This window comes from Microbacterium sp. CCNWLW41, assembly GCF_037083505.1.
Genome location: NZ_JBAOJP010000004.1, coordinates 598,370 through 620,250, shown reverse-complemented (window position 1 = coordinate 620,250; position 21,881 = coordinate 598,370). Strand labels below are relative to the sequence as shown.

Sequence of the window (21,881 nt, the reverse complement as noted above, 5' to 3'; positions counted from 1 at the left end):
CACAATGCGTAATTTCTTTTTCACAGCGCGTGAAGCGGCTTTCCGGCGAGGGCGAGGAAGGCCTCGCCCAGCGCCTCGCTCTGCGTCGGGTGGGCGTGGATCAGCGGGGCGATGTCCTCGGGGTGGGCCTCCCACGCGACAGCGAGCTGCCCCTCGGTGATGAGCTCGCCCACACGGTCTCCGAGCAGGTGGACTCCGAGGACGGGGCCGTCCTTCTGGCGGACGACCTTCACCAATCCGCCGGTGCCGATGATCTCGCTCTTGCCGTTTCCGGCGAGGTTGTACTCGTAGGCGACCACCTGGTCGGCACCATGGGCGTCCACGGCCGCGGCCTCGGTGAGACCCACCGACGCGAGCTCGGGGTGCGAATAGGTGACGCGGGGGATCTGGCTCTCGGGAACGGGCGCGGGGGAGAGGCCGGCGATGCGCTCGGCGACCGCGATCCCCTGCACGAACCCCCGATGCGCGAGCTGGAGCCCGGGGACGATGTCCCCCACGGCCCACACGTGCGGCACGGCCGTGCGCAGCTCTGCGTCGGTGAGCACGAAGCCCCGGTCGAGCTCGATCCCCGCCTCGGCGAAGCCGAGCCCGTCGGTGGCCGGTCCGCGCCCGACGGCGACGAGGAGGTAGTCGCCGGTGAAGGTCTTCCCGTCCTCGAGAGTGACCGTGACGGAGGAGTCGTCCTGGACGGCGCTCTGGAAGCGCACGCCGAGCGAGGAGGCGATCCCCCTGCGGCGATACGCGCGCTCCAGCCCCTTGCTCAGGGCGATGTCCTCGTTGGGCGCGAGGTGCGGAAGGGCTTCGACGATGGTCACCTCGGCGCCGAACGAGCGCCAGACGCTCGCGAACTCCACGCCGATGACGCCTCCGCCCAGGATGATCACGCGACCGGGCACCTCGTCGAGCGCGAGGGCCTGCTCGCTCGTGATGATGCGGCCGCCGATCTCCAGCCCGGGGAGGGTTCGGCTGTACGAGCCCGTGGCGAGGACGACGTCCGTGCCGGTGTAGACGTCGTCCCCGACGCCCACCGTGCGGTCCGGGAGCAGGCGCCCCTCGCCGGAGACGACGGTGATCCCGCGCGCCTTGATGAGCCCTTCGAGTCCCTTGTGCTTCTTGGCGACGATGCCCTCGCGGTACCCGCGGACGCCGGCGGCGTCGATGCCCTGGAAGGACGCCGAGATGCCGTAGGCGGAGGCGTCGCGGACGCTGTCCGCGATCTCCGCGGCGTGCAGCAGCGCCTTGGTCGGGATGCAGCCGCGGTGCAGGCACGTGCCCCCGACCTTGTCCTTCTCGATCAGCGCGACCGTCTTGCCGAGCTCGGCGGCGCGCAGCGCCGCGGCGTACCCGCCGCTGCCGCCGCCGAGCACGACGACGTCGAAGCTCCCGCCGGTCATGCGTCGGCTCCGCCCGCGCGCTTCTCGGCGAAGGCGATGAGCGTGCGGACCATTGCGCCCGTCGCGCCCTTGTCCGTGTAGCCGTAGGGGCCGCCCTTGTGCTCGGACGAGCCGGCGATATCCAGGTGCGCCCAGGGGATCCGCGGCGCGTCGTCGGCGTCGGAGGTACGTCCCACAAATCGTCGGAGGAACAGGCCCGCAAACAGCGACCCGCCCGCCGGATCGCCGATCTTGGCGTTCACGAGGTCGGCGATGGGCGACTTCAGGTCGTCCTCCATGTGGTCGGGAAGCGGCATCGGCCACGCTTGCTCTCCGGTGGCGGAAGCGGCGGCGAGAACTTCCTCGACGGTCGGGTCGTCGCCGAAGACGCCGGTGTGGCGCATCCCGAGGGCGACGATGATCGCGCCGGTGAGCGTGGCCACGTCGATGATGACGTCCGGGGTCTCGCGGCTGGCGGCGACGAGCCCGTCGCCGAGGACCAGGCGGCCCTCCGCGTCGGTGTTCAGAACCTCGACGGTGGTGCCCCCGGCGAGTCGGAGCACGTCCCCGGGGCGGGTGGCGCGTCCCGACGGCATGTTGTCCGCGATGCAGAGCCAAGCGGTGACGCGCACGGGGAGAGCGAGAGCGGCGACCGCACGGACGACCGCGAGGACGCTGGCGGCGCCGGCCATGTCGAACTTCATCCCGACCATGCTGGCGGCGGGCTTGAGCGAGAGTCCGCCGGTGTCGAAGGTGATGCCCTTGCCGACCAGCGCGATGTGGGTGGCCGCGTCGGCGGGGGAGTAGTCCAGCCGCACGAGCCGGGGCGGGCGGTCCGAGCCCTGGCCCACTCCGAGGATGCCGCCGAAGCCCTCGTCGGCGAGACGGTCCTCGTCCCAGACCTCGGCGGTGATGCCGAGACCGTCGACGGCCTGGACCGCACGGTCGGCGAGATCGGACGGGCCCATCCACTGGGCCGGCGTGGTGATCAGGTCCTTGGTCAGCGCGACGGCGTCCGCCACGATGCCGGCCCGCGCCACGGCCGCGTCGGAGAGGTCCGCGTGCAGGATCACGGTCCCGGCGCGGCGGGGCTCGTCCGAGGACCGGTAGTCGTCGAAGCGATAGGCGCCGAGCAGCGCGCCCTCGGCCGCCGCCTCCGCGAAGGGCAGGAGCGCGTCGGGCAGGAGCACCGAGACTCGGTCGAACCCGGTCAGGGAGCGCAGCCCTGCGCCGACCGCCTCGCGCACGCGCTGCGCGTCGGGGTCCGGTCCGGCGCTGACCACCGCGAGCGGCAGGTCGGTGATGTCCGGCGCGGCGACGCGCAGAAAGGAGTTGACCGGAGCCTTGTGACCGACCGCCTCCAGAGGGGCGATCACGGCCTCGAACGGAGCGAGGGAGGCGGCGGTGTCGGGGATGCCGGGAACGACGAGCACGACCGCTTCCGCGTTCGCATCCGCCGGAGCACCTTGTGAGAGCTCGAGCGCAGGAGACGTCATGCGTCCATCCTAGGCTCGCGCGCCGAGGCGACCGCGTGCGGCCTCGGCTCTGCGTGTTCGCTCTCAGCGGTCATCGGACCCGCCCGTCGGCACGGCTCGTAGCATGGGAGCATGCCCTTCTCCGGTGAACTCTCCGAACGCGTCGCCAGCGCCCCGGCCGTGCCCGACGGCCTGCCGTTGATCGTTCTGCTGACCGGATTCACCGACGCGGGATCCGCGGTGTCCGGTCTGATCGACCACCTCCAGGAGACCACGTCTCCCCAGCCGCTGGTGGTCTTCGACAACGACCTCCTCCTCGACTACCGGGCCCGTCGGCCGATCATCACCTTCGATCAGGATCACCTGACCGGGTTCCGCCCGTCCCGGCTGGAGCTCTCCCTGGCGCACGACGCTCTCGGGCAGCAGTTCCTCCTGCTCTCCGGATACGAGCCGGACTTCCTGTGGAACGCCTTCTCCGACGCGGTCCAGGATCTGGCGGCCGAGTACGGGGCGAGCAGCGTGACCTGGGCGCACTCCATCGCCATGCCGGTGCCGCACACCCGTCCGTTCGGCACCACGGTCAGCGGCACGCGCAGCGACCTGATCGCGGCGCACTCCGTGTGGCGTCCCCGCACGCAGGTCCCCGCGACGGTGGGCCACCTCCTCGAATACCGCTTCGCGCAGAGCGGCGCCCGCGTCGCCGGGTTCGTGCTGCTGGTTCCCCACTACCTCGCCGACACCGAGCACCCCGGCGCCGTCCTCGCGGTGGCAGACCGGCTGATGACGGCGACAGGTCTCGTCCTGACCACGGACGGCCTCCATGAGAAGGAGTCCGAGTATCTCGCGCGAGTCGACGAGCAGGTGCAGGGCAACGATGAGCTGCGGCAGATGATCAGCACGCTCGAGCAGCGTCACGACGCGTACATGGCGGGCCTGTCCGTCGAGATGGGCGGAGGGTTCGACGAGGGCGCCCTGCCCAGCGCCGACGAGCTGGCGGCCGAGCTGGAGCGCTTCCTCGCCTCCCGGCCGACCGACGAGGACCGCGGCGGTCTGAGCTGATCGCCGGCCCCCGCACCCGCCCCGTTTCGGCCGCCGCAGCGAAGTTCCATGGAGATCCGTCGAATCGGGCGCGATCCCTCTGACGATGTGCAATACTGGAGGACCGACCCGTTGTCAACCATTCATCGTGCGCGATGTGAGGACTTGACAAGGGTCTTACTAGTGTCCGAAATGGCCCGGGGTGCCCGCGCAGCCCCCGTGAAAGGCGAAACGTGACGACTGCCACGAAGAAGAACGCACGGACGACGAAGAGCACGGCGACCGCAGCGGACGAGACCGTCGACGAGACGGTCGCCGACGAGACCGCGACCACGAAGGCCGGAGCGCCCAAGACGGCGAAGAAGACGTCGGGCGCGGCCAAGCCGACCGCGAAGAGCGGTGGGCGGAAGAAGAAGTCCGGCGAGGACGACGAGCCCGTCGACGAGGACGTCGAGATCCCCGAGGACGACGCCAAGGCCGGCTCCTCGGAGTCCGACGCCGCGGAGGCGGACGGGGACGACGAGGACGGCAAGAAGCCCGCGTTCAGCGAGCCGCTGCCGACCGGCGCCATCGTGCTGTCCTCGAGCGACGAGGACGACGTCCCGGTCTACTCGACGCAGATCACGGGCGCCACGGCGGACCCGGTCAAGGACTACCTGAAGCAGATCGGCAAGGTCGCGCTCCTGAACGCGGCCGAAGAGGTCGAGCTCGCGATGCGGATCGAGGCGGGCCTGTTCGCCGAGGAGAAGCTGTCGACCATGTCGGCGGCGGAGAAGTCGAGCCAGCTGGGTCTCGATCTGCAGTGGGTCGCCCGCGACGGCCAGCGCGCGAAGAGCCACCTCCTCGGTGCGAACCTGCGCCTGGTGGTCTCGCTCGCCAAGCGCTACACCGGACGAGGCATGCAGTTCCTGGACCTGATCCAGGAGGGCAACCTCGGCCTCATTCGCGCGGTGGAGAAGTTCGACTACACCAAGGGCTTCAAGTTCTCGACCTACGCCACGTGGTGGATCCGCCAGGCGATCACGCGCGCGATGGCGGACCAGGCCCGCACCATCCGCATCCCGGTGCACATGGTCGAGGTCATCAACAAGCTCGCCCGCGTACAGCGCCAGATGCTGCAGGACCTCGGTCGCGAACCCACTCCGGAAGAGCTCTCCAAGGAGCTCGACATGACTCCGGAGAAGGTCATCGAGGTGCAGAAGTACGGGCGCGAGCCCATCTCCCTGCACACGCCGCTCGGCGAGGACGGGGACAGCGAGTTCGGTGACCTTATCGAGGACACCGAAGCGGTGGTCCCGGCCGATGCGGTGGGCTTCACCATGCTGCAGCGGCAGCTCGAGCAGCTGCTCGACTCGCTGTCGGAGCGCGAGGCGGGTGTCATCCGCATGCGATTCGGGCTCGGTGACGGGCAGCCGAAGACGCTGGACCAGATCGGGGACACGTTCGGGGTGACGCGAGAGCGCATCCGTCAGATCGAGTCGAAGACGATGGCCAAGCTCCGGCACCCCAGCCGGTCGCAGTCGCTGCGTGACTACCTTGAGTGAGGCGCGACCGCCGCACGCACGCACCCCCGGGCTCCGCTACGTCTTTCCCGTCGCGGCAGGAAAGCTCGCCCGGTTCGCCACGCGCCTGCGCGGGGGCGGCTCGGCGTTCCCGGGCTACCTGACGAACCGTCTGGCGCCCTCGTTGCTGCCGACGCTCGCGGGGCAGTTCCCGCACGGCGTAGTCTTCGTCCTGGGCTCCAACGGCAAGACCACCACGACGCACATGATCAGCGAGGTCCTGCGCGCACACGGGCTCACGGTGTTCACGAACCCGACGGGAGCCAACCTCCCGCAGGGCGTGACGAGCGCGCTGCTCGCGGACGCCACCCTCACCGGTCGTGTGCGCGCGGACGTCGCCGTGCTCGAGGTGGATGAGGGGTACGCGGCGGATCTCGCCGATCTGCTCTCGCCGTCCGTGATCCTGTCGCTGAACGTGCAGGTCGACCAGCTCTACCGGTTCTACGAGACCGAGCGCGTGGCGGACATGATGCTCGAGGCGTCGACGCGCGCCTCCTCCCACGTCGTGGTGAACCGGGACGACCCGTACCTCAGCAAGATCGACGTCGACGCGATGCGCGGCGAGGTGTCCTTCTTCGGCGTGGCGCCGGAGATCATCGCCGCGTCCGCACACGGGCTTGCGAACGCGGACGACACCCGCAGCGGCGAGGCCGGTGCCCTCGGGCACCGAGCCTTCGCCGAGGTGACGGCGGTGGACGGACGCGCGGTGACGGTGTCGGTCGACGGCTCCACCGTGGACATCACCCTTCCCGCCAAGGGCCTCCACTACGCGGCGGACGCCGCAGCCGCCCTCACGGTGGCCGCGCGGGTCCTGGGCTCGTCGTTCGCGGCGGCCGCGGCCGCCGACGGCTTCGCGCGGATGGCTCCGGCGTACGGCCGCGGCGAGGTGATCCCGCTGCGCGGCGCCGCCGACGGCGAGCAGGTCGAGTTCGTGATGTTCAAGAACGCGCCGAGCCTGCAGATGAACCTGGATGCACTGGACGGCGCGCCGGAGCGCCTGCTGCTCGCGATCGACGAGGGCACGCCCGATGTCTCGTGGCTCTACGACGTGGACCTCGACGTCCTGGACCACGTCGACGTCGTCACCGGAGAGAAGGCCTATCAGCTGGCTCTGCGGCTCGAGCACGCGGGAATCCCGATGGGGCTCGTCGAGCCGGACATGGAGAAGGCCGTGGCGCACATGCGGTCTCTTCCCGACACGGCGTCGGGACGTCAGACCTGGTTCGTGAACTACGAGCTCATGATGATCGGGCGCCGGATCCTCGGTCACGGCGACCAGGAGGTGGCACGACGATGAGCGAGACCCCGGCTGCGGAGACGATCCGCATCGTGCAGCTCTACCCCCGCGAGCTCGGCGTGACCGGGGACCGCGGCAACGTGCGTGCTCTCGAGACCCGCCTGCAGCGCGCGGGCCATGATGTCGAGGTCTTTCACGCCGGGATCGGGGATCCGACCCCCGAGAGCCCGGACGCGATCGTGATCGGCAACGGTCCGCTGTCGGCGATGCGCATCGTCGCCGACGATCTGCGCGCGCGCCGCGACGAGCTCGCCCGTGCGCTGCAGGACGACGTCCCCGTCCTCGCCGTCGGCGGCGGCGCGGAGCTGCTGTCGGCAGGGGTCACCCTTCTGGACGGCGAGGTGCTCGACGGCCTCGGCCTGTTGCCGTTCCGGGTGGAGCGGACGCGGGAGCGCCGCGTCGGCTACATCATCGCCGAGACCGCCGACGGTCCCCTGATCGGGTTCGAGGACCACGCGTCGACCTGGCGCCTCGATGACGCGGCCCAGCCCTACGGCACGGTGCGCGCGGGCAAGGGATCGTTCCCGCACGCGGGCGGGACGGGGGAGGCGGTGCGCGCAGGCAGCGCGTTCGCGACGAACGTCCAGGGGCCGGTCCTCCCGCTGAACCCTCGGTTCGCCGACGCCATCCTCTCGATGGTCGCGGCTCGGCGAGGCCTCCACTACGCGGCAGGCGACGCGCAGGCCGCCCTGGATGAGCTCGCGGCGGGCGCCAGGGCCGCGATCGAGAAGAACGTCGACGGCGAGGTCTTCACGTACATGCAGGTGTGACCGCCTCCTCACGGAGGCTGCGGTCAGGGCGAAAGGTAGGCTGGCGGAGTGAGTGAGCTGTCCCGGAGCGCCATGCTGCGAGCCCTCATCTCCCGCTCCGCGCTCGCGCTCGGCGCCGCTCGTGCGGTCGACGCGGGAGGGCCGGGGATCGCCGACCTCCGCCGGGACGCGTGGGGGCACGGCCTTCTCGCTGTGGCGCAGGCCGTGGTGGCCGCGGGCGCGCGGGGCGTCCTCGTCGACTCCGACGCCGAAGCCGGCGCGCTGCGTCTCGAGGGGATCACCGCGTCGGTCGACGTGGAACCCGACCTGGATCCGCACCTGCTCTACGGCCTGCCGCTGCCGGACGGCACTCTTCGCGGGGAACCGGTGATGCGGCTCACGGGCCGCGTGCTGTCCACGAAGGAGATCGCCGCGGGAGCCGGGGTCTCGTACGGCTATCGGTATCGCGCACCGCGCGACTCCCGCCTGGCACTGGTCACGGGCGGCTACGCCCAGGGGGTCGTGCGCTCCCTCGGCGGCCACGCCCACGCGGCGATCGGGGACGCGGTGTTCCCGATCGTCGGGCGCATCGCCATGGACGTCTGCGTGCTGGACATCGGCGACGTCGAGGTCCCGGACGATGCGGAGGTGACCTACTTCGGCGGCCGCGGCCCGCTCGCCGGGGCTCTCGCCACGTGGGCCTCGCACACCGGGCTCTCGATCCCGGAGCTGGTGGCGGTGGCCGGGCAGCGCAGCGATCGGGCCTGGGAGGCGTGATGACTCGTCCGGAGCTCCGCATCGATGAGACCGTGTTCCGTCGGAACCTCGACGTCCTCCGTGACCGTGTGGAACCGTCTTCCCTGATGCTCGTGGTCAAGGACGACGCGTACGGCCACGGCGCCGGATGGGCCGCCGAGACCGCTGTGAGAGCGGGCGTCGACTGGGTCGGCACCTACGACATCCCCACCGCGGTCGGCCTACGCGACGCCATCGGCGCCGGCCCGCGCCTCTTCGCCTGGGCGACGTCCGCGGACGACGAGATCGCCGAGGCGCTGATCGCCGGCGTCGACCTCGGGGTCGGTTCGCTCGCCTACCTGGAGCGCGTCCTCGCGCAGTCCGAGCGCGTCGGCGCGCGCGCCCGCATCCACCTGAAGATCGACACCGGCCTGCATCGCAGTGGACTGTCGGCGGGGGAATGGGCTCAGGGGCTCGACCGCGTCCTCGGGGACGGCGGCCACGCGAACGCCGACCTTGTCGGCGTCTGGAGCCATATCGCCGAGGCCAGCGACGAGGAGGACGACGCCGCGCACCGGCGCTTCCTCGGCGCGGTGGACGAGGCGGCGCGCGCCGGAGCGTCGTCGCCGCTCACCCATCTGACGGCGTCGGCCGCGACCTGGGCGCGGCCGGAGCTGCGCGGATCCCTCGTCCGCGTCGGTGCGTTCTGCTACGGGATCCGGTCCGCGGACGGCCCCGAACTGCCGGGCCTCGCCCCGATCGCGTCGCTGTGCGCGCGCGTCGAGGAGGTCCGGGACGGAGAGGCGGTCGTCGGGATCGGCGCGCTCGACGGGATCCCCAGCATCCTGGCCGGTCGCGTCGACGTCGGCACCCCTGTCGGGCCCCGACCACTGCGCGCGGTGGAGCTCGCGACCGTCCGCGTCGAGGCCTGGCCCGGGGCCGTTCCCGGCGACGAGGTCGTCCTGTTCGGCCCCGGCACGAGGGGAGAGTCGTCGGCGACGACGCTGGCGGAGAGCATCGACACGGTCGGGGAGGAGATCCTCACCCGCCTGGCGTCGCGCGTGCGGCGTCGTCACGTGTCCTGACGGTCTCGCCCGCGAGCGGCGCTCCGCGTGGAGACGGCGAGACCCCGTGCCCTGTGGCAGGGCGCGGGGTCTCGATCAGTCGGTGGGACGGTCAGGCGTCGAGGAGGCGGGCCGTCTCGTCGTGCCAGCTCGTGGCCACGGCACGCAGCTTCTCCTCGTACTTGCGACCGTGGTGGGCGCAGAACAGCAGCTCGCTGCCGTTGACCACGGCGGCGATGTAGGCCTGCGCGCCGCAGGAGTCGCAGCGATCCATCGCCGTGAGGCGGTGCTCGAAGGCGGGCGCTTCCCGTTCGGTTGTCGCGTTCATCTCGGTGCCTCCTCGGTTGTCGGGTACGCGGTGGAGCGTGCTCAATACAACCACGCGGACCTGGGAGTCATGCCCGCGCGACGGCGTGTTTCGCTCAGCGCGTACGCCGCACGCCCGCGAGGGGGCCGGACGGGAGTGTCCTCCGAGGGTGCCGCGTAGAGGCCGATAAAATGGAGCATTGTGACCGCCGAGTACTCCGCCCATCATCTGCAGGTTCTCGAGGGCCTCGAAGCCGTTCGCAAGCGCCCGGGCATGTACATCGGATCGAACGGGTCCCCGGGGCTCATGCACTGCCTCTGGGAGATCATCGACAACTCCGTCGACGAGGCCGTCGCGGGCAACGGCACGCGCATCGACGTCGTGCTGCACGCCGACGGCAGCGTCGAGGTCCGGGACCGCGGACGCGGCGTCCCGGTAGACGTCGAGCCGCGGACCGGGCTCACGGGCGTCGAGGTGGTCTACACGAAGCTGCACGCGGGCGGGAAGTTCGGCGGCGGCTCCTACGCGGCCTCGGGCGGTCTGCACGGCGTCGGCGCATCGGTCGTCAACGCGCTGTCGGAGCGTCTGGACGTCGAGGTCGACCGTGGCGGGAAGACCTACGCGATGTCGTTCCACCGCGGCGAGCCGGGGGTGTTCGACGACAACGGCGCGCCGCGACCGGACGCCCCGTTCACGCCGTTCGAGAAGAGCAGCGAGCTGCGGGTGGTCGGGAAGGCGCCGAAGGGCGTGACCGGCACGCGAGTGCGGTACTGGGCCGACCGCCAGATCTTCACCAAGGACGCGGCGTTCCAGCTGCCCGATCTGGAGAACCGGGCGCGGCAGACGGCGTTCCTTGTGCCGGGGCTCGAGATCGTCGTGCGCGACGAGCGCGCGTCGCGCGGAGCGGACGGCGAGGATGCCGGAACCGTGAATGAGACGTCCTATCTGTACGAGGGCGGGATCTCGGAGTTCGTCGAGTATCTGGCCACCGATGCCCCGGTGACCGACACCTGGCGGCTGCAGGGGAGCGGCTCGTTCACCGAGACGGTGCCGGTCCTGCAGCCGGACGGCTCCATGCGGGCGACCGAGGTCGAACGGGAGTGCACGGTCGACATCGCCCTGCGCTGGGGGACGGGCTACGACACGACGATCCGCTCCTTCGTGAACATCATCGCGACGCCCAAGGGCGGCACGCACCAGCAGGGCTTCGAGCAGGAACTGCTGAAGGTCATGCGCAGCCAGGTGGAGCAGAACGCCCGGCGCCTGAAGGCGGGCAACGACAAGATCGAGAAGGACGACGTGCTCGCCGGGCTGTCCGCCGTCCTCACGGTCACCGTGCCCGAACCGCAGTTCGAGGGGCAGACCAAGGAGGTCCTCGGGACCCCGGCCGTGCGCACGATCGTGTCGCAGGTGGTGCGCAAGGAGCTGGGCCTGCGCTTCTCATCCACCAAGCGCGACGACAAGAACCAGGCCTCCATGCTGCTGGACAAGGTCGTCGCGGAGATGAAGGCGCGCGTCTCGGCCCGCGCCCACAAGGAGACGCAGCGTCGCAAGAACGCGCTGGAGTCCTCCTCGCTGCCCGCCAAGCTCGTCGACTGCCGGACGAACGACGTCACCGAGTCCGAGCTGTTCATCGTCGAGGGCGACTCGGCGCTCGGGACCGCCAAGCACGCCCGCAACAGCGAGTACCAGGCGCTCCTCCCGATCCGAGGGAAGATCCTCAACGTGCAGAAGGCGTCGGTCAGCGACATGCTGTCCAACACCGAGTGCGCATCCATCATCCAGGTCGTCGGCGCCGGCTCGGGCCGGTCGTTCGATCTCTCGACCGCGCGTTACGGCAAGGTCATCCTGATGAGCGACGCGGACGTGGACGGCGCGCACATCCGCACGCTGCTGCTGACGCTGTTCTTCCGGTACATGCGTCCGCTCATCGAGGACGGCCGGGTCTTCGCCGCGGTGCCGCCGCTGCACCGGGTGATCGTGATCAACCCCGGATCCAAGCCGAACGAGACCATCTACACGTACAGCGAGCAGGAGCTGCACAGCCTGCTGGCGAAGCTCCGCAAGCAGAACAAGCGCTGGCACGAGCCCGTGCAGCGGTACAAGGGTCTCGGCGAGATGGATGCCGAGCAGCTCGCCACGACCACGATGGACCGGTCGGGACGCCTGCTCCGGCGCGTGCGGATGGAGGACGCGGAGGAGGCCGGCCGCGTCTTCGAGCTGCTGATGGGCAACGAGGTCGCACCGCGGCGCGAGTTCATCGTGGACTCCGCGGACCAGCTCGCCCGCGAGTCGATCGACGCGTGACCCGGCTGTCCGCGGGCGATCCGGTCCTCCGTCCTGCCACGTCCGGCGACCTCGAGACCGTGGTCGCGCTCAAGGCGCTGACGCTGCGCGCGGACCTGGCGCGGCTCGTGGACTGGGACCCCGAGCGATCGCGGGCCCGCGTCGTCGCGCACTTCTCGCCCGGGAACACCCGGATGATCCTGATCGATCAGGAGACCGTCGGCACCGTGACGCTCCGGCCGGACGGCGGCGACCTGTGGCTGGAGATGTTCTACCTGGACCCCGCGCACCAGGGCCGAGGCATCGGGTCCGCGGTCCTGCGGATGCTCTGCGCCGAGGCGCCCATGGCCCGTCTGCGCCTGCAGGTGCTGGTGGGCTCGGCCGCGCAGCGTCTGTACGCACGGCACGGGTTCGTGGTCGACGAGGACGACGGGATCGACGTGTGGATGCACCGTGACTCCGCGGTGGCCGGTGTCGGTGCCGGTTGACAGACTGGGACGATGATCGCGATCCTCTCGGCGCCCACCAACCTCGGACTGAACCCGCCCGAGCCCGGCGCGGTCCCCGGGACGGCGAAGGCGCCCGAGGCTCTGCGCGAGGCCGGACTGCATGAGCGGCTGATTCGCGCCGGCGCCGTCGACGCCGGGGTGGTGCTGCCGGGGCGGTATGTCGATGCACCGCGCCCGCACGACGTCGTCCGCAACCAGGAGGCGATCGTCGAGCACGCCCGCCGCCTGGCCGCCCGCCTGGTCGGGCTCCGCGGCGACGGGCTCGCTCCGCTGGTGCTGGGCGGCGACTGCAGCATCGCCGTGGGCGCCGGACTCGCCACCCGCGTCGCCGGCGGCGGATTCGTGCATGTCGACGGGCACACCGACTTCCGACACCTCGGTAACAGCCCCGCGGTGGGCGCCGTCGGCGGCGAGGGACTGGCCGCGCTCGTCGGCCGGCACATCCCCGCGATCGCCGACATCGACGGGCTCGGCCCCTACGTCGCGGGGGATCGCGTGGCGCACATCGGATGCCGGGACGACGACGAGGATCTCGCGGAGGTCGAGGCGGCGCTGGCGCTCGTGATCCCCGCATCGGAGGTGATCCTGCACGGCGGGGCGAGGGCGGCCGGGCGGGTTCGTTCCGTGCCGGGGATGAACGACGGGTACTGGATCCAGGTGGATGTGGACGTCCTGGACCCGATCCACATGCCGGCGGTCGACAGCCCGGATCCAGGGGGCCTCTCGCCGGACGAGCTGATCGATCTGCTTCGGGGCCTCGCCCCCGGCGCGTGGGGAGCGTCCGTCACGATCTTCGACCCGGACCTTGATCCGGACGGCGTGCACGCGCGGGCCCTCTCCCGTGTCATCGCCGAGGGCTTCGAAGACCTCGGGCGGACGCGGACCGGCTGAACCGACGTCGATCCGCGCGCGTCTTGGCGTCAGACCAGCGCCGCGTCCCAGCCGTCGTGGATCGCCTCGAGCGTCGCCTCCGCGGTCAACGTCGTGGTGTCGATGCGGAGGCCGGGTGCCCGCCAGGCGTCCTGCGCGGCACGAAGATGGGTCCAGGCGGCGGCCACCTGCTTGTCCCGCCCCGCGTCGCGCGCCGAGACCGTCTCGGGCGAGGCGGTGAGCAGCACGAACCGGAGTGGTGCGAACACGCCGATACGGTACGCGCGCAGCAGACCCGGCCACAGCACGACATCGGAGATCGCGACGTCGAAGCCGGCGGCGGTGTAGTTCCGGGAGAGAGCGAACAGGTTCTCGCGGCGCAGGGCGAGCTGACGTTCGGCCTCGTCCGCCGGCTCGGCGCCGGGGACGACCAGCCCGGACACGATGAAGGACTCGCCGATGTCATCGCTGTCCAGGTGCACACCCCTCGGCGCGGCGGTGGCGAGCGCACGAGCGATCGTGGTCTTGCCGACGCCGGGGAGACCGGAGACCAGGACGACGGAGCCCGTCATGCGCCGAGGGCCCGGCCGACCGATCCCACGACGCCGTCCAGCGTCTGGCCGGACGCGTCCCGCTTGGCTCCCGATTCCGGCAGGGTGCGTGCGGCACCGTCGGGGCCGACCGCCAGCGCAGGCGCCGGACCGGCCCAGGCGAGGCGGAGCCTGTCCTCGCCCTTGAGGAACGAGTGGGCGCGGACGCCGCCGGTGGCACGGCCCTTCCCGGGGAACTCCGTGAACGAGGACACCTTCGCCCGACCCGCATCCGTGCCCGCGAGCACGCCGTCCGCGCCGGAGACGGTGACGACGACCGCGTCCGCGACATCCGTCACGACCGAGAACGACACCACGTCCGCTCCAGCGGCGAGCTTGATCCCCGCCATTCCGCCGGCGGCTCCGCCCTGGGGACGCACTGACGACGCAGGGAAGTGCAGCAGCTGTGCATCCGAGCTGACGAAGACGAGCTCGGCGTCGTCCGGGGCCGCGGCGGCGCCGACGACCGCATCACCCGCCTTGAGCCCGATGACCTCGACCTCCGGACGCGCCGCGAGGCCTGATGGCACCACCCGCTTGACCACCCCGGTGCGTGTTCCGAGCGCCAGCGGCGTGTCGTCGTCGAAGCGGACGAGGGCCAGCACCTTCTCGCTCTTGTCGAGAACGCCGATGTAGTCGCGAAGCGGGACCCCGGCGGCCAGGTGGACGGACGACGAGGGCACCGAGGGCAGGTCGACGGGGGAGAAGCGGAGGACCCGACCGGCGCTCGTCACCGCACCGATCTCGCTCCGGGTGCTGGTCGCGAGGGTCGCGAGGACCGCATCGTGCTTGCTGCGCCGCGCCCCCGCGGCGAGCTCCTGCCCTTCGGCGAGGTCCACGCGCACGGCGCGCCCGGTCGTGGAGAGCACGACCACCGTCGGGGTATCGGCGATCTGCAGGTCGACGGCCGCGCCCTTGGCGACGCGGGGCTTGGGCGGTGCGGCGTTGAGGAGCATGGTGCGCCGGGGCGTGCCGTACTGCTCGGCCGCGGCGTCCAGCTCGCGCGCGACCTGCGCGCGCAGGAGGGCGTCGCTGCCGAGCAGGTCGCGGAGCTCGGCGATCTCGGCCTGCAGCTTGTCGCGCTCGCTCTCCAGCTCGATCCGCGAGAACTTCGTCAGGCGGCGCAGGCGCAGTTCCAGGATGTACTCGGCCTGCGGCTCCGAGAGGTCGAAGACGTCGCGGAGCCGGGCCCGGGCCTGCTCTCCGTCGTCGGAGGAGCGGATGACCTGGATCACCTCGTCGATGTCGAGGATCGCGATCAGCAGCCCCTCGACCAGGTGCAGACGCTCTTCTCGGCGCGCGAGACGGAAGCGGCTGCGACGGGTGACCACCTCGAGCCGGTGCGTGACGTAGACGGACAGCAGCTCCTTGAGCCCCAGGGTGCGGGGCTGTCCCTCCACGAGGGCGACGTTGTTGATGCTGAACGAGTCCTCGAGCGGGGTCAGCCGGTACAGCTGCTCCAGCACGGCGTTCGGGTCGAAGCCCGTCTTGATCCCGATCTGGATCCGCATGCCGTGGTTGCGGTCGGTGAGATCGGTGACGTCGCTGATCCCCTGGAGCTTCTTCGACTGCACCGCGTCGCGGATCTTCTCGATCAGGCGTTCGGGGCCGACCATGTACGGCAGCTCGGTGACGACGATCCCGGTCCGCCGAGGGCCGAGCGACTCGATCGACACCTTTCCGCGGACCTTCAGCGCGCCGCGGCCGTTGGCGTAGGCGTCCTTCACGCCGTCGAGGCCCATGAGGATCCCGCCCGAGGGGAAGTCCGGGCCGGGCACGAACTCCATGAGCTCCTCGGTCGTGGCCTCCGGGTGCTCGAGGAGGTGGATCGCGGCGGCCACCACCTCGATGAGGTTGTGCGGCGCCATGTTCGTGGCCATGCCCACGGCGATCCCGCTCGCCCCGTTGACGAGCAGGTTGGGGAAGGCGGCGGGCAGAACGGAGGGCTGCTGGAACTGGCCGTCGTAGTTGGGGATGAACTCGACGACGTCCTCGTCGAGGCTCTCGGTCAGCGCCAGCGCCGGCGGCGCGAGGCGGGCCTCGGTGTAGCGGGAGGCGGCCGGACCGTCGTCCAGCGATCCGAAGTTGCCGTGCCCGTCGACGAGCGGCACCCGCAGCGCGAAGCCCTGGGCGAGCCGCACGAGGGCGTCATAGATCGCCGAGTCGCCGTGGGGGTGGAGCTTTCCCATGACCTCGCCCACGACGCGGGCGCTCTTGACGTGGCCGCGGTCGGGACGCAGGCCCATCTCGGCCATCTGGTACAGGATGCGCCGCTGCACGGGCTTCATGCCGTCGCGGGCGTCCGGGATCGCGCGCGAGTAAATCACGGAGTAGGCGTACTCGAGATACGAGCCCTGCATCTCGCTGGTCAGGTCGATGTCCTGGATGCGCTCGTCGATCGGCTCGGGCGGCGTGGTGCTGCGGGGCATGGGATTCCTGCGTCGGTCGGGTGCCGGCGGAGGCGGTCCTCGACGCCGGGTCCGGCCGGGGACTCACACGAAGGCACTCGTGCGAGACTGGCTCGGATGACCCTTATGCTACCGGCCGTGCCGCCGACCGCCCGGAGCATCACCGGGGTGGCGCAGGACCTGCTCAACGCCCTCGGCGGACTCCGTGGTGATGCCGATCCCTCCGTGAACCGCGGTGAGGCCGAGCCGCTGCCCGCGGTGCGCTCGGCAGTCCTCGTCGTGATCGACGGGCTGGGCGCGGCGCAGCTGCGCGCGCACGCGGGTCATGCCCGCACCCTGGCGTCGGTCATGACCAAGCGCGACGTCGCGTTCTCGGTCTTCCCGTCCACGACCGCATCCGCCCTGACGAGTCTCGTCACAGGAGTCGCGCCCGGGCGGCACGGGCTCGTCGGTTACCGGGTCCTCGACCGTGAGCGCGGCCGGCTCGTGAACCAGCTCAGCGGGTGGGAGCAGGAGCGGATCGATCCGGCGTCATGGCAGCGTGAGCCGACCGTCTTCGAGCGTGCGCGCGCCCTCGGCCACCCCGTCCACGCCGTGGGCCTGCCCGCCTACGCGCGGAGCGGCTTCAGCGCGGCGACGCTGCGCGGCGCCGAGTTCCACGCCGCGAAGTCCGGGGCCGACCGGGTCGCGCTCGCCCTCGGGCTCGCCGAGGAGAACGACGGGGCCCTGGTGTACTGCTATCTGCCGGAGGCGGACAAGGCCGGGCACCGGGACGGTGTGGCGTCGGCCGAGTGGGTGGCCACGCTGGAGGACATCGACGCGGCGCTCTCCGTTCCTGTCCCGCGTGGCGTCGGTGTGCTCGTGACCGCGGATCACGGCATGGTCGACGTCCCCCGTCACCGACACCTGATCGTGGATGAATCGGGTCCGATGCGGGACGGGGTGGCGCACATCGGCGGCGAGCCGCGCATGCTGCACGTCTACCTCGACGATCCGGACCGCCTCGGCTCTGCGCGCAGCGCGTGGGCGGCCGGGACGGAGGGCGCCGCGGATGTGCTCACCCGGGATGAGGCGATCGCCGGCGGCCTGTTCGGGTCTGAGGTCACCGCGGACGCCGCCTCTCGCATTGGTGATCTCGTGATCCCGGCACGGGGGACCTGGGCGTTGTACGACGGGGCGGCGGAGGATCAGAAGGCCCAGGACATGGTCGGCCAGCACGGCTCGCTGACTCCGGAGGAGCTCCGCGTCCCCATCCTGCGGATGGGCGCCTTCGCCCGCTGACCCAGCGGTCACCGGATCCTCCTGCCCCCGCGCGCCGGCTCCGGCATACGCGTGGGTTCATGCGAACGCGTGAGTTCAGGCGGTCTGGATGCGGCGCTGCCTGTTCTGGCGTGTTTGCCTGATCTGGCGGTGGGCTGGGTCTTGCGCGCGAGCCACGCGCGAGGTGGGGCATGCGCGTGGGATCAGGCGAACGCGCGAGTTCAGGCGGATTGGGTACAGGAGTGCCTGTTCTGGCGTGTTTGCCTGATCCGGCGACGAGGAGCGCGAGGGCGCGGACGCTCGGGGGACGCGGGCGGGGCTCAGTCGTCGGTGCGTGCGCCGAAGACGATCTCGTCCCACGAGGGCATCTCGCGGCGGCGACGACGGGAGCCGGACTCGTCGTGCGATGCGGGCGCCGAAGGCTGCGGAGCGGGATCGGGAGTCGTATCCTCCGTGCCCGCGCGGTAGCCGGGTTCGAGGGCGTCGAACAGGGCGATGGGTGCCTCGTCGGTCTCGTCCGCGCTCGGCGCCGGCTCCCGCTGACCGCGGCGTCGCCGAAGCGCCTCGAGCAGATCGGCGGTGTCCGACGGCGTCGAGGCGACCTGCGGGGCGCGGTTGGTCGCGGCCTCCTGGACGGCCGGCGCGGACCGCTGCGGCGCGGCGTTCTCCTCGCGACCGTCCTCCCGCGACTCGCTCGGGGCGGGAACGAGCCTCGGTCCGAACGCGCCGGAGTCGAAGCGCGAGTCGTCCTTGTAGGGGGAGGGGCGCTCCTTGTCGAGGGCGCGCAGGCGAGGGATCAGCCCTTCGGGAAGCGAGCCCTGACGCGAGAGCTGGGTGGCGTCGGCGTTGAGGGGCGAGAGGACGCTGCGGCGGGGGTCGAAGCTCCACCGGGCGTCGTGGTCGACCTCGGACGCGGTGAACTCGAGCTTGATGATCCAGCCGGACTCGTCCTTCCAGCTCGCCCACCGCTCGGCGGTCGCTCCGACGTCGGCGAGCTTGGCGCGGATCGCCACCCCGAAGGTGGGCTGTGCATCCGGCTCGACCTCGCTCCCGATGAGGACGGGGACGGCCAGGGCCTGGCCGACGATGTGCTCGCGCTCGGCGAGCACGGGTCCCTCGAACTTCTCGACGTCCTCGACGCGGACGCCGAGGAGCTCGGCGACCTCGCGGGCGGACAGGCCGGCACGGATCTGGGCCTGGATCTCCCGGGGGCTCGCGGCCAGCGGAGCCGCCCGTTCCTCCTGGCGTGCGCGCGCCCGCCGGATCTCGGCGCGCAGGACCTCGTCGACGGGCAGGGCGAAGCGCGTCCCCGACTCCGTCGCGAGGACGAGGAGATTGTCTTCGGTGCCGACGATCGTGACGTGTTCCATGGCAGAGCCCCTCTGATGGGTGTGCGCCCATCGTGTCACGGGCCCCGGACGCGGGACGGGAATAGCGTGGGCGTGCCGCGAGTTTGGATCGGCGGAAGCGCGGCATTTGCCAAACGATCGCGGGTCGTGCAAACTATGGCCGCCGAACACCCGACGGCACGCCGCTGAGTCGGCACCAAGCGATACCCCCGGCACCGCGCCACTCGCATCACGAAAGTGGAGAATCACCGCAATGGCAACCGATTACGACGCCCCGCGCAAGAGCGAAGACGAGAGCGAGTCCATCGAGGCTCTCAAGGAGCGCGTCCCCGACAAGCTGTCGGGCTCGGTCGGCGACGAGGACTCCGACAACCCGAGCAACTTCGACCTGCCCGGCGCAGACCTGTCCGACGTCGAGCTCGACGTCGTCGTCCTCCCGGCTCAGCAGGACGAGTTCACCTGCATGAGCTGCTTCCTGGTGAAGCACCGTTCGCAGCTCGACCACGAGGACGCGTCGGGCCCGATCTGCAAGGAATGCGCCGCCTGACCCGACGGACGTTCGCGCCCTGACCGCTCCGGTCCAGGGCGCGTTCTGCTTTCCGGTGACGGTCGCGCGCGCGGTCAGCCGTCGGCGGCCGTGCGTCTGGCCGCGTCGATCGCCGCCGCCAGGCGGTCGGGGGTCCTCGTCGAGAGGGTCCAGGTGGGGGCGGGATCGTCGGGATCGAGAATCGGCACCACGACCACCCCGTCGATGCCGCCGCGGATCAGATGCCATCCGCGTGCCGGAAGGCCCGCTCCCCGCGCGACGCGCGCCGCCTCTCCGGTCTGCGCCGAGGGCTCGCCCAGCCACCGCGCATCGATGTGCGCCCTGCCGGCGCGGAGCGTCCGCCGGCCCACCCGTACGCGCGGAGAGGCGAGGACCATCAGGCCGATGATCGCCGCCGTGGCGGCGCAGCCGATCACGAGCGCGACGACCGAGCCGACCGGGATCAGTGTGAGCGTGACCATGGGTCCTCCGACGGCGGCGGCCAGAAAGAGCCAGAGACTGGGGGTGAGACGCTCGCTGTACCGCGGACGCGCGTCGTCGGCGAGGTTCTGCATTAGCCTCTTTCTCGTGACCGATACCGTGGACGTCCCCATTATCGCCCCCGAGGTCCCTGCCTACGCCCACCCCGGTGACGCGGGCGCGGATCTCGTCTCGACCGAGGCGGTCGTGCTGGCGCCGGGGGAGCGGGCCCTGATCGGCACCGGAGTGCGGATCGCCCTCCCCGAGGGATACGCGGCGTTCGTCGTCCCGCGCAGCGGTCTGGCCGCCAAGCACGGGATCACCGTGGTGAACTCCCCGGGGACGGTCGACGCGGGGTACCGCGGCGAGATCAAGGTGTGCCTCCTGAACACCGATCCGCGCGAGGCGTACGAGATCGCGCCCGGCGACCGGATCGCCCAGATGATCGTGATGCCGGTGACCCGAGCCCGCTTCATCCCCGTGGATTCGCTGGAGGACAGCGTCCGCGGAGCGGGCGGGTTCGGCTCCAGCGGCTACCAGACCCAGAGCGCCGTCCCGAGCGGCGCGGAGGAGAGAGCATGACCGACGACAACAGCATCGAGCCGACAGAGCCGGCCGCCGAGGAGGCCCCGGCCCTGCACGGGGACCGCTCCGTGGACGGGCCGTTCGACGAGACGGAGGCGAATCCTGTTCGTCCGTACATCGACCTCGGCGGCATCAAGATCCTCCCGCGCGAGGGACTGAACCTCCGCCTCGAGGTCGAGGAGCAGACCAAGCGCATCGTCGCCGTCGGCCTGGACTACGCGGACTCGACCCTTCAGGTCCAGCCGTTCGCTGCCCCGCGGTCGTCGGGTCTCTGGGAGGAGACGCGCGCCCAGATCCGCGAGCAGATCACCCAGCAGGGCGGCCGCGTGGAGGAGCGCGAGACCGCGCTCGGCGCCGAGCTGCTCGCCGAGGTGCCGACGGTCGCCGGCGACGGCGCCAGCCTGCGCCTCGCCCGGTTCGTCGGCGTGGACGGGCCGCGGTGGTTCCTGCGCGGCGTCATCGGCGGCGCGGCCACCTCAGATCCTGAGGCCGCGGCGGCGGTCGAGGATCTGTTCCGCTCCATCGTCGTGGTGCGCGGCGGCTCGCCGATGCCGCCGCGGGACCTCATCCCGCTGCGGATGCCCGCGGCACCCGGCACGGCGTGAGCGTTCCGCGCGAGGACCCGTCCCGCGGCGCCGACGACGCGGAAGACCCCGCGCCCGCCGACGCGCGATACACGCCGCCGCCGGCCGATCCCTCGCAGGCGTTCGCCTCGGCGCTCGGCGGCGCTGCGCGCCGGATGGGGATCGACGCGCCCGCCGACGCCCGCGCCGGTCACGTGGTCTGGCGGGCGATGGGCGGCTGGCGGGGCGTGCTGGAGTCCGTCCTCCCGAGCCTCGCATTCGTCCTGATCTACACGCTCCGGCCGGAGCCGCTCGTGCTCTCGCTCGGGATCTCCGTCGGCCTCGCCGCGGTGTTCTCCGTCGTGCGCCTGGTGCAGAAGTCTCCGCCGTCCGCCGCGATCGGCGGCCTGGTCGCCGTCGCCTTCGCCGCGGGGCTGGCGCTGTGGACGGGCCGGGGACAGGACAACTTCGTCCCGGGCTTCTTCACCAACGCGATCTACGGCTCGGTCCTGCTCGTCTCCGCGCTGGTCGGGTGGGCGCTCATCGGCGTCGCGGCAGGACTGCTCATGGGGGAGGGGCAGGCCTGGCGCGCGGATCGCCGCAAGCGTCGTGTGTTCTTCTGGCTGACCGTCGCATGGGCGTCGCTGTTCTTCGCCCGTCTCGCCGTGCAGCTGCCGCTCTACTTCGCCGGGAACGTCACGGCGTTGGGCACGCTGAAGATCGTGATGGGTCTGCCGCTGTTCGCGCCGATGGTCGCCGTCACCTGGCTCGCTGTCCGTGCTCTGTACCCGCGCGACGCGCCCAAGGAAGCGGCCGATCGCTCACCGGATGCGTGATAGATTTATCTCGACATCA

21 protein-coding genes are annotated in these 21,881 nt (G+C 71.4%); 14 read left to right on the top strand and 7 right to left on the bottom strand.

The window, feature by feature from the left end; genetic code table 11:
* Positions 1-20 precede the first annotated feature (20 nt).
* Complete coding sequence (gene lpdA / locus V6R91_RS18155) at positions 21-1,394, bottom strand: dihydrolipoyl dehydrogenase (protein ID WP_336396319.1); 1,374 nt, start codon at positions 1,392-1,394, stop codon at positions 21-23.
* Entirely contained in the window at positions 1,391-2,869 is a 1,479-nt protein-coding gene (locus V6R91_RS18150; RefSeq protein WP_336396318.1) for a leucyl aminopeptidase, read from the bottom strand. The genes lpdA and V6R91_RS18150 overlap by 4 nt, the downstream gene beginning before the upstream one ends.
* 111 nt (positions 2,870-2,980) lie before the next feature.
* Here V6R91_RS18150 and V6R91_RS18145 point away from each other — a divergent pair, with 111 nt between their 5' ends.
* From V6R91_RS18145 to V6R91_RS18120, 6 genes are all read left to right on the top strand, one after another.
* Positions 2,981-3,907, top strand: coding sequence for a proteasome assembly chaperone family protein (locus V6R91_RS18145; RefSeq protein WP_067247693.1), 927 nt, complete (start codon positions 2,981-2,983; stop codon positions 3,905-3,907).
* Positions 3,908-4,119: 212 nt separating this feature from the next.
* A complete protein-coding gene (locus V6R91_RS18140) occupies positions 4,120-5,430 on the top strand; it encodes an RNA polymerase sigma factor (RefSeq protein WP_336396317.1) in 1,311 nt (436 codons plus the stop codon).
* The gene (locus V6R91_RS18135) at positions 5,414-6,745 is read left to right on the top strand and encodes a MurT ligase domain-containing protein (RefSeq protein WP_271062675.1); all 1,332 of its coding nucleotides are present in this window, start codon (positions 5,414-5,416) and stop codon (positions 6,743-6,745) included. The genes V6R91_RS18140 and V6R91_RS18135 overlap by 17 nt, the downstream gene beginning before the upstream one ends.
* Positions 6,742-7,515, top strand: coding sequence for a type 1 glutamine amidotransferase (locus tag V6R91_RS18130; RefSeq protein WP_336396316.1), 774 nt, complete (start codon positions 6,742-6,744; stop codon positions 7,513-7,515). The genes V6R91_RS18135 and V6R91_RS18130 overlap by 4 nt, the downstream gene beginning before the upstream one ends.
* Before the next feature lie 48 nt (positions 7,516-7,563).
* On the top strand, positions 7,564-8,271 hold the full coding sequence (locus tag V6R91_RS18125) for an alanine racemase C-terminal domain-containing protein (RefSeq protein WP_336396315.1): 708 nt from the start codon (positions 7,564-7,566) through the stop codon (positions 8,269-8,271).
* Entirely contained in the window at positions 8,271-9,314 is a 1,044-nt protein-coding gene (locus V6R91_RS18120) for an alanine racemase (protein WP_336396314.1), read from the top strand. Before V6R91_RS18125 ends, V6R91_RS18120 begins: the two co-directional genes overlap by 1 nt.
* Positions 9,315-9,405: 91 nt before the next feature.
* Here the strand turns inward: V6R91_RS18120 and V6R91_RS18115 are convergent, their stop codons facing one another.
* Positions 9,406-9,621, bottom strand: coding sequence for a DUF7455 domain-containing protein (locus V6R91_RS18115; protein ID WP_067247707.1), 216 nt, complete (start codon positions 9,619-9,621; stop codon positions 9,406-9,408).
* 180 nt (positions 9,622-9,801) lie between these two features.
* On the opposite strand from V6R91_RS18115, the gene V6R91_RS18110 reads away from it, so the two are divergent.
* The 3 genes from V6R91_RS18110 to V6R91_RS18100 are packed head-to-tail and all read left to right on the top strand — an operon-like array spanning position 9,802 to position 13,286.
* Complete coding sequence (locus tag V6R91_RS18110) at positions 9,802-11,907, top strand: DNA gyrase/topoisomerase IV subunit B (RefSeq protein WP_271062671.1); 2,106 nt, start codon at positions 9,802-9,804, stop codon at positions 11,905-11,907.
* The gene (locus tag V6R91_RS18105) at positions 11,904-12,374 is read left to right on the top strand and encodes a GNAT family N-acetyltransferase (RefSeq protein WP_336396313.1); all 471 of its coding nucleotides are present in this window, start codon (positions 11,904-11,906) and stop codon (positions 12,372-12,374) included. Before V6R91_RS18110 ends, V6R91_RS18105 begins: the two co-directional genes overlap by 4 nt.
* 12 nt (positions 12,375-12,386) lie before the next feature.
* The gene (locus V6R91_RS18100; protein ID WP_336396312.1) at positions 12,387-13,286 is read left to right on the top strand and encodes an arginase family protein; all 900 of its coding nucleotides are present in this window, start codon (positions 12,387-12,389) and stop codon (positions 13,284-13,286) included.
* 29 nt (positions 13,287-13,315) lie between these two features.
* Here V6R91_RS18100 and V6R91_RS18095 read toward each other — a convergent pair whose 3' ends face one another.
* Both V6R91_RS18095 and V6R91_RS18090 read right to left on the bottom strand, forming a co-directional pair.
* Entirely contained in the window at positions 13,316-13,837 is a 522-nt protein-coding gene (locus tag V6R91_RS18095; RefSeq protein WP_336396311.1) for an AAA family ATPase, read from the bottom strand.
* Positions 13,834-16,284: a DNA gyrase/topoisomerase IV subunit A gene (locus V6R91_RS18090; RefSeq protein ID WP_336396310.1), complete on the bottom strand. Its 2,451-nt coding sequence runs from the start codon at positions 16,282-16,284 to the stop codon at positions 13,834-13,836. Before V6R91_RS18090 ends, V6R91_RS18095 begins: the two co-directional genes overlap by 4 nt.
* A gap of 96 nt (positions 16,285-16,380) precedes the next feature.
* On the opposite strand from V6R91_RS18090, the gene V6R91_RS18085 reads away from it, so the two are divergent.
* Positions 16,381-17,544: an alkaline phosphatase family protein gene (locus V6R91_RS18085; protein WP_336396309.1), complete on the top strand. Its 1,164-nt coding sequence runs from the start codon at positions 16,381-16,383 to the stop codon at positions 17,542-17,544.
* 299 nt (positions 17,545-17,843) lie between these two features.
* Here V6R91_RS18085 and sepH read toward each other — a convergent pair whose 3' ends face one another.
* On the bottom strand, positions 17,844-18,893 hold the full coding sequence (sepH, locus tag V6R91_RS18080) for a septation protein SepH (RefSeq protein ID WP_271062444.1): 1,050 nt from the start codon (positions 18,891-18,893) through the stop codon (positions 17,844-17,846).
* Between the two features lie 232 nt (positions 18,894-19,125).
* On the opposite strand from sepH, the gene V6R91_RS18075 reads away from it, so the two are divergent.
* Positions 19,126-19,419 carry a DUF4193 domain-containing protein gene (locus V6R91_RS18075; RefSeq protein ID WP_067247723.1) on the top strand — a complete coding sequence of 98 codons (294 nt, stop codon included), beginning with the start codon at positions 19,126-19,128 and terminating at the stop codon, positions 19,417-19,419.
* 74 nt (positions 19,420-19,493) lie between these two features.
* Here V6R91_RS18075 and V6R91_RS18070 read toward each other — a convergent pair whose 3' ends face one another.
* The gene (locus tag V6R91_RS18070) at positions 19,494-19,973 is read right to left on the bottom strand and encodes a DUF3093 domain-containing protein (RefSeq protein ID WP_231820848.1); all 480 of its coding nucleotides are present in this window, start codon (positions 19,971-19,973) and stop codon (positions 19,494-19,496) included.
* A gap of 13 nt (positions 19,974-19,986) precedes the next feature.
* On the opposite strand from V6R91_RS18070, the gene dut reads away from it, so the two are divergent.
* From dut to V6R91_RS18055, 3 genes are read left to right on the top strand one after another with little or no spacing between them, the layout of a single operon-like run.
* Positions 19,987-20,460, top strand: a complete 474-nt coding sequence (gene dut, locus V6R91_RS18065; RefSeq protein WP_336396308.1) for a dUTP diphosphatase — start codon at positions 19,987-19,989, stop codon at positions 20,458-20,460.
* The gene (locus V6R91_RS18060; protein WP_336396307.1) at positions 20,457-21,068 is read left to right on the top strand and encodes a DUF3710 domain-containing protein; all 612 of its coding nucleotides are present in this window, start codon (positions 20,457-20,459) and stop codon (positions 21,066-21,068) included. Before dut ends, V6R91_RS18060 begins: the two co-directional genes overlap by 4 nt.
* Positions 21,065-21,862, top strand: a complete 798-nt coding sequence (locus tag V6R91_RS18055) for a DUF3159 domain-containing protein (protein WP_336396306.1) — start codon at positions 21,065-21,067, stop codon at positions 21,860-21,862. The genes V6R91_RS18060 and V6R91_RS18055 overlap by 4 nt, the downstream gene beginning before the upstream one ends.
* Positions 21,863-21,881 lie beyond the last annotated feature (19 nt).

Bases quoted from the DNA above. Each gene is read 5' to 3' on its own strand.
- V6R91_RS18095 (WP_336396311.1), bottom strand. From the start codon at position 13,837: ATGACGGGCTCCGTCGTCCTGGTCTCCGGTCTCCCCGGCGTCGGCAAG.
- sepH (WP_271062444.1), bottom strand. From the start codon at position 18,893: ATGGAACACGTCACGATCGTCGGCACCGAAGACAATCTCCTCGTCCTC.
- V6R91_RS18120 (WP_336396314.1), top strand. From the start codon at position 8,271: ATGACTCGTCCGGAGCTCCGCATCGATGAGACCGTGTTCCGTCGGAAC.
- V6R91_RS18090 (WP_336396310.1), bottom strand. From the start codon at position 16,284: ATGCCCCGCAGCACCACGCCGCCCGAGCCGATCGACGAGCGCATCCAG.
- V6R91_RS18060 (WP_336396307.1), top strand. From the start codon at position 20,457: ATGACCGACGACAACAGCATCGAGCCGACAGAGCCGGCCGCCGAGGAG.
- V6R91_RS18100 (WP_336396312.1), top strand. From the start codon at position 12,387: ATGATCGCGATCCTCTCGGCGCCCACCAACCTCGGACTGAACCCGCCC.
- V6R91_RS18085 (WP_336396309.1), top strand. From the start codon at position 16,381: ATGACCCTTATGCTACCGGCCGTGCCGCCGACCGCCCGGAGCATCACC.
- V6R91_RS18130 (WP_336396316.1), top strand. From the start codon at position 6,742: ATGAGCGAGACCCCGGCTGCGGAGACGATCCGCATCGTGCAGCTCTAC.
- V6R91_RS18115 (WP_067247707.1), bottom strand. From the start codon at position 9,621: ATGAACGCGACAACCGAACGGGAAGCGCCCGCCTTCGAGCACCGCCTC.
- V6R91_RS18075 (WP_067247723.1), top strand. From the start codon at position 19,126: ATGGCAACCGATTACGACGCCCCGCGCAAGAGCGAAGACGAGAGCGAG.
- lpdA (WP_336396319.1), bottom strand. From the start codon at position 1,394: ATGACCGGCGGGAGCTTCGACGTCGTCGTGCTCGGCGGCGGCAGCGGC.
- V6R91_RS18145 (WP_067247693.1), top strand. From the start codon at position 2,981: ATGCCCTTCTCCGGTGAACTCTCCGAACGCGTCGCCAGCGCCCCGGCC.
- V6R91_RS18070 (WP_231820848.1), bottom strand. From the start codon at position 19,973: ATGCAGAACCTCGCCGACGACGCGCGTCCGCGGTACAGCGAGCGTCTC.
- V6R91_RS18150 (WP_336396318.1), bottom strand. From the start codon at position 2,869: ATGACGTCTCCTGCGCTCGAGCTCTCACAAGGTGCTCCGGCGGATGCG.